Source organism: Xenorhabdus innexi (genome assembly GCF_002632485.1).
Lineage (GTDB): Bacteria > Pseudomonadota > Gammaproteobacteria > Enterobacterales > Enterobacteriaceae > Xenorhabdus > Xenorhabdus innexi.
The window spans coordinates 1-6,095 of record NZ_NIBU01000109.1; the positions used below are offsets into that span (position 1 = coordinate 1).

7 protein-coding genes are annotated in these 6,095 nt (G+C 37.6%); 2 read left to right on the forward strand and 5 right to left on the reverse strand.

Features of this window, described 5'->3' with window-relative positions; translation table 11 throughout:
- Positions 1–84: 84 nt before the first annotated feature.
- On the reverse strand, positions 85–357 hold the full coding sequence (locus Xinn_RS19690) for a hypothetical protein (protein ID WP_099137773.1): 273 nt from the start codon (positions 355–357) through the stop codon (positions 85–87).
- 212 nt (positions 358–569) lie between these two features.
- Positions 570–1,742, reverse strand: coding sequence for a benzoate/H(+) symporter BenE family transporter (locus Xinn_RS19695; protein ID WP_086955458.1), 1,173 nt, complete (start codon positions 1,740–1,742; stop codon positions 570–572).
- 94 nt (positions 1,743–1,836) lie between these two features.
- Here Xinn_RS19695 and Xinn_RS19700 point away from each other — a divergent pair, with 94 nt between their 5' ends.
- Positions 1,837–2,400, forward strand: coding sequence for a helix-turn-helix domain-containing protein (locus Xinn_RS19700; RefSeq protein ID WP_086955459.1), 564 nt, complete (start codon positions 1,837–1,839; stop codon positions 2,398–2,400).
- Positions 2,401–2,460: 60 nt separating this feature from the next.
- Here the strand turns inward: Xinn_RS19700 and Xinn_RS19705 are convergent, their stop codons facing one another.
- The gene (locus Xinn_RS19705) at positions 2,461–2,874 is read right to left on the reverse strand and encodes a hypothetical protein (RefSeq protein ID WP_086955460.1); all 414 of its coding nucleotides are present in this window, start codon (positions 2,872–2,874) and stop codon (positions 2,461–2,463) included.
- A gap of 592 nt (positions 2,875–3,466) precedes the next feature.
- On the opposite strand from Xinn_RS19705, the gene budA reads away from it, so the two are divergent.
- Positions 3,467–4,174 (forward strand): acetolactate decarboxylase, encoded by a 708-nt coding sequence (gene budA, locus Xinn_RS19710; RefSeq protein WP_086955461.1) that lies wholly within the window; start codon positions 3,467–3,469, stop codon positions 4,172–4,174.
- 192 nt (positions 4,175–4,366) lie between these two features.
- Here budA and Xinn_RS19715 read toward each other — a convergent pair whose 3' ends face one another.
- Positions 4,367–5,365: an MBL fold metallo-hydrolase gene (locus Xinn_RS19715; protein WP_086955462.1), complete on the reverse strand. Its 999-nt coding sequence runs from the start codon at positions 5,363–5,365 to the stop codon at positions 4,367–4,369.
- Between the two features lie 193 nt (positions 5,366–5,558).
- Positions 5,559–5,999 (reverse strand): redox-sensitive transcriptional activator SoxR, encoded by a 441-nt coding sequence (soxR, locus tag Xinn_RS19720; RefSeq protein WP_099137774.1) that lies wholly within the window; start codon positions 5,997–5,999, stop codon positions 5,559–5,561.
- Positions 6,000–6,095 lie beyond the last annotated feature (96 nt).

Genomic DNA, 6,095 nt, shown 5'->3' on the forward strand with positions numbered 1-6,095 from the left:
TGTGTATAGGTCATAGTGCATTTTCCTTTGGCGAGAAAGATGCCTACTATAGCAACTGACCGCCTTTCTTAGAAATTGCACTTATTAGTCGAATCCAAGGTTTTTTTTAATTCTTTCATTTATTTCAAAGGCATTGTTTTTAGTGTAATTATTATCTCTTATTAATGTGTCTGCAAATTCCCGAACTTTATTGAATTCATTATTTTTATGATCTATCATTTCATTTTCATATAAATGTTCCTTATGTTCGCCTTTCTGCTTAGGAATGTTAATGTCATAATAATACTTATTTCCTGCTTTTGCTTTTAATATTTCTCTGGAGTGTTTTACCGCTTCATTTAAAATAGATTCGATCATAATAAACTCTCACTAATGATTTTAATTAAGCAATGTTTTTATCCTTCTATTAACCCCAGTAAAACAAATAATAAGATAAAAAGAAAGTTTAAATATTTCCATGCCTTTTTGTTAATATATATTATGGTTATAAATTATCTTAGATACTTATGATTAATAAATATTTATGTTTAAGTAGTCTTCCTGCCTTAGGGTTGTAATGTCATTTTACTTCAGTATTTTTTTCTCAATATCAGGTGGGCAATAATTCCGCCAACCAGCCCCCAGAATGCTGAACTGATGCCCAGTAAATTTGCACCTGATGCTGTGATTAAAAAACAGATAATTGCCGCATCTCTTGCGCGTTCATCTTTTATCGCCTGAGTCAGGCTGTTTGTAAAAGTCCCTAATAATGCTAATCCAGCCAGAATTTTTATCAATGAGGCAGGAAAGCCACTGAATAAATAGAAAATGACGCCACCAAAAATACCCGCCAGTAAATAGACAAATCCTGCGCTGACAGCAGTGACATATCTCTTATTTGGATCAGGGTGGACGTCATCTCCCATACAAACAGCAGCTGTAATTGCGGCAATACAGATACTGAATCCCCCGAGAGGAGCCAGTATAATTGTTACTAACGATGTCCAGATAAGTAATTGGGAAGTACGGGGTGGATAACCTGCTGCTTGTAGGATCGCAATTCCCGGAGCATTTTGTGATGCCATTGTGACGATAAAAAATGGAATACCGACACCAATCAGTGTGGTGATGTTAAATTGTGGCCTGACAAATTCAGGCACAGAAAACATGATATCTTTGCCTGAGAAATTTAAATCCCCATTAAAAACACAGATAATCAACCCCACTATAAGTGTTGATATTATTGAGTATAATGGCAAATAACGGCGGAAAATTAAGTAAACAAGCAGCATGATACCACAAAGCCAAAAATGGGATTGCAGCATAGAGAAAGCATCCAAACCGAAACGAAGTAATATTCCGGCAAGCATTGCGGCTGCAATGGAATGGGGAATGTAGTTCATCAGCTTGGCAAATAGCCCGGTAATACCGCATATCAGCATTAATGCTGATGCAAAGATAAAAATACCAATGGCCTCATTGACAGAAGTGTGCGGGAAGTAGGTTGCCAATAAGGCAATTCCCGGCGTTGACCAAGCTGTCATAATCGGAGTGCGGTAATAAAGTGATAATGCAATTGTTGTGACCCCCATTCCAATACCAAGCATGCCTAACCAGGCACCAATTTGTGATGGCTCAACGCCAATGGTTGTCGCTGCTTGGAGTATTATTGCAACTGAACTAGCATACCCAACTAATACTGCAACAAATCCTATGACGAGAGTTGCTGGGGAGAGATCCCTGAAAAATGATTGCTTAGGCATATGATGTTACCTGTCGGATGCTATAACGGACGATGGTGAGAATATCATCGTCCGTTATAGCATTCAATCATGCATTTATTTTTGAGAAGGCCTAATGAGTGATATCACAGCGAAAATTTCGGAAACGTTTAAGTCATTAAGAGCTTCAAGAGGGGTCAGCCTCAGTCAGGCCGCTAAACTGACCGGGGTCAGTAAAGCAATGCTTGGGCAAATTGAACGGGGTCAATCAAGCCCGACAGTGTCTACATTGTGGAAAATTGCAACAGGTTTTAATGTTGCATTTTCGACTTTTCTGGAAGGGACAGAGTCCCATCTCCAGCCAGTGTTACATCGGTTTAATGAATTACCAAGCTTTGAACAAACCAATTCAGGGATGAGTATAAAGCAGCTCATACCTTTTGATGATGAATTTTTCATCGATTTATTCAAAATAGAGTTAGCTCCGGGAGCCTCAAGTGAATCTACTTCGCATGAATCCGGTGTAGTAGAGCATGTTATTGTGCTTAGTGGGGAATTGGATCTGCGTATTAAGGATGCATGGCATAAAATTTCATCGGGTGAATCTATGCGTTTTCCTGCTGATTGTCGCCATGCTTATGCTAATTCAGGTGATGAGGTTGTGGTTATCCATAATCTTATTCACTATCCCCATAAATAATCCGAATGAATATGGCGATTGAAATCGCCATATTTTGATATTTAATTTGGAGACGGGTTGTTATTTGGAGGCAGGCAGCGTCACATTGGCTGCTTTTGGATGCAGTGTATACATACCACCATTGAAAGGGTCAACAGCCAACCAGCCAATTAAACCACCAAAGACTAAATTCCCGCCGATATACCACCCATTTGCTTTTGCGACTAATGGCAGGGTAACAGATTGGAAATTTTCTTTTGTGAAGGTGATTTGATATTTTTTACCACCAAAATAGTGACCGTCTGATTTTGCCAGCATTACACTTTGTGGGGTATTACCACGGGTAATTTCCTGCCCGGTTTCATCTTTGATTGAAAATTCTGCGCCAGAAGGCTGGCTATTAATTTGGACAAGCTGAGTCTTTTCACCGACGATAGTTGCACAGCCACTGCAAAGCATAACTGCAGATAGAAATAACATACAAATTTTATTCATGAATAATCCGTAAAGTAAAAACGAGCATTAAAATATACTGCTGATAATACGCATAAGATAATGGGGTATGCAATAGTTTTGATCTATTTATATTGTGAATATAAAACCCAGCTTAATGGTGATGGGGTTATGTTTAAAGTGTAATATTGAAAAAAATTAATGAAAAAATAGTAAAGATTTTCTCTGTTTTTGTTTTCTGTTTATTTTTATTAAATAAATAGATATTTCTTTGAATTTTATAGTGATGATTTAACCCTTGGGCAGTTAAAGGTAACTTAATCTATTTTCAAGTAAATATAAATGGTTCTGGTCACTGAGTGGAAAACAGTGTGTTATGTTATATGAAGCTACTTGGAACAGATATAATCATTGAAATGTTAAATTGAAATAAACTTAGTTATTTTATTTATGTGTTTTCAATCAGTGATTGAATAATTTAATGGAGGAGTATAATTATCTTGACAATGAGTTAGTGCTAAGGATATTAATTTATGACATGATGTTTTTCTAAGGTTATTATCTGATATATCTAAGATATATCTAATATAACCAATAAGTTTAAAATTGCTGATAATAGCAAGGGAGAGGCCATATGAAGAGCCTGATTATAAATCAGTATTCCACCATGCACGCTTTGATGTCCGGAGTATTTGATGGAATGTTTTCAATAGCAGAAATCAGTCAAGGCGGCTCATTTGGTATTGGTTGCTCACATGCGCTCGCAGGTGAAATGATCGCACTGGATGATACCTTTTTTGAAATTCAGGGAACAGGTAATGTACGTCGGTTTAGTGAGTACGACCAACTTCCCTTCGCTCAACTGACATATTTTCATCCCAGTGAGCAGTTTCCCGTTTCGGATATCAGCAAAAAAGAGCTTTATTCAGAACTATCGGCACAGATAAATATTGATAATATTTTTGTTGCTGTAAAAATTGAAGGGATTTTCAAAGAGATTTGGCTCCGTCGGACTAATTATCAGGAAAAACCATATAAAACCTTTGTTGAAGCGACTGTTGAGCAATCAGAAAATATATTACAAAATGTTTCTGGTGTAATGGTCGGTTTCTGGACGCCTGATATTTTTCACGGTATTTCTGTTGCAGGGTTTCATATTCATTTTATCGATGATGCCCGAAAAAATGGCGGGCATGTTTTTGATTTTGAGCTGCAAAATGGTCTGTTAAGTTATGAGCTAAAACAGAATATAAAAGTTCATCTTCCAGATAACAGTGAATATATTAATGCTGATCTAAAAATGAATGATTTGGCAGATGCGATAAGAAAATCGGAAGGCTGATTAACCACTTATTATTTGTCTATTTATTAATGGAGGAGAGAGGCAAGATCTTCCCTCCATTATACCCGTTGTCTTTTAAGTTGCCTCTTTGTTGGCTGTGCTCATTCACCCCAGTCACATAGTTATCTATGCTACCGGGGACTCATTCCCTTGCTGCCGCGACGCATCTTGAAATCCATAGGGTATATATCGTTAATTATTTTCTTTCAGAGTTGTTGAATATTCAGTTGGAACCCAGTTATATTTTTGTTTATTCTGACGAAGATAGCCAATACCCGGGAATGGTAAATGAGCAGCGCCAATTAACCATTTTTCATGTGATGCCTTTTCAAAAATTGATTTGCGTGCTTCAATGGCTTTATTGCTATCTATATCAAACTCAATAGAAACATCTGGATGTTCCAGTTGCACTGCGTAAAAATGTATAATATCTCCCAAAATCAGCATGTTTTTTTTACCGGAATTCAGTAGGAATGAAGTATGTCCCGGAGTATGACCAGAAGTCGATATTGCTTTGATACCGGGAATAATATCCTCCCCACTTTGGAAAGTACGCACAGCTTTTTTGGCCGCATACGGTGCGATGGCGTTCTGAGTCTGAGTAATGAATGAACGATTTATTGCAGTGGCTGAAGCGATGGTTTCAGGTGCCTGCCAGAAATTTTTTTCCTCCTCAGAAACATAAATAGTTGCATTAGGGAATATTATTTTGCCATCTGGAGAGGCAATACCGCAGGCATGGTCTGGATGCATATGTGTCAGTAGTATCGCTTTTACTGATTCTGGCTGATAACCCGCAGCCCGGATATTATTAACGATATTTCCCGCAGTAGGCCCAAAGCAATTGCTGCTGCCTGCATCAATCAATATCAACCCTTCTTGGGTGTTCACAAGATAGGCATTTATTGCGGTCTGAACGCCCTCTTTATTTTCAGTCTGAAACATACGTGTAATCAGGGTTTGAATGTTTTTTATATCAAGACCTTTTAATAAAGCAGGTGAAAGACCAGTATGACCATCATAAACGGCTGTTACCATTAAATCGCCGAGCATATAGTGATAATATCCTGCTACCTGATTTACCGGCTGTTCAGCAGGTTTGGCTGATGCCGTGGGTGTAACCGATGTTGTTATAATACCTGTCAGTGCTAATGTCATTGCGAGATAGGATGTTTTTAATATATTTTTCATTTAATGCTCCGAAAATGTTAACGGAATAAAATGGCAATAATTTATCTATATTTAAAAATAAGTTCAGGAAAATAGAGCAAGGTATAAAATCAGATGCTGATAAAATAATAAAACAAAGGACACGACTCTATCGAGTTAAAAAATATCTTCTGTTATTAAAAAATATAAAATTGTTTAGGAGGCGGGAATTTTTTTATTTTTTTTGAAGTAATATCCTCGCACCTGAACCCGTTTTACCTAAAATATCATTTGGATTGCGTAACGGGCATTCTGTCAGGGAAAGGCATCCACAGCCAATACAACTGTCCAGATTATCGCGTAGCTGGGTTAATTTGGTTATGCGTTGTTCCAGTGTATCCCGCCATTGTGAAGAGATCATGCTCCATTGTTCGGTAGTCAGTTTGCTGTTGGGGGGGAATTGACTGAGTATTTTCTGTATTTCTTTTAAGGGGATACCGGTACTCTGTGCGACTTTGATAATTGCGATATAGCGTAGGACAATGGGAGGAAAACGGCGCTGATTTCCCTGATTACGCGAGCTTTTGATTAGCCCTTTCGCTTCATAAAAATGCAGTGTTGATACAGCCACTCCACTACGTTTTGCTACTTCTCCAACCGTTAATGCTTTATTCATAGATAGGATCTTAAGCAATAACCGTTTATTTTTAGATAGAAAAAAGGCTTCATTTATGATCTGATAATCGTCGCTAAACTAATATCAAAACCACGG

Coding starts and splice junctions, on each gene's coding strand:
- Xinn_RS19690 (WP_099137773.1), bottom strand. CDS start 357: ATGATCGAATCTATTTTAAATGAAGCGGTAAAACACTCCAGAGAAATA.
- Xinn_RS19695 (WP_086955458.1), bottom strand. CDS start 1,742: ATGCCTAAGCAATCATTTTTCAGGGATCTCTCCCCAGCAACTCTCGTC.
- Xinn_RS19700 (WP_086955459.1), top strand. CDS start 1,837: ATGAGTGATATCACAGCGAAAATTTCGGAAACGTTTAAGTCATTAAGA.
- Xinn_RS19705 (WP_086955460.1), bottom strand. CDS start 2,874: ATGAATAAAATTTGTATGTTATTTCTATCTGCAGTTATGCTTTGCAGT.
- budA (WP_086955461.1), top strand. CDS start 3,467: ATGAAGAGCCTGATTATAAATCAGTATTCCACCATGCACGCTTTGATG.
- Xinn_RS19715 (WP_086955462.1), bottom strand. CDS start 5,365: ATGAAAAATATATTAAAAACATCCTATCTCGCAATGACATTAGCACTG.
- soxR (WP_099137774.1), bottom strand. CDS start 5,999: ATGAATAAAGCATTAACGGTTGGAGAAGTAGCAAAACGTAGTGGAGTG.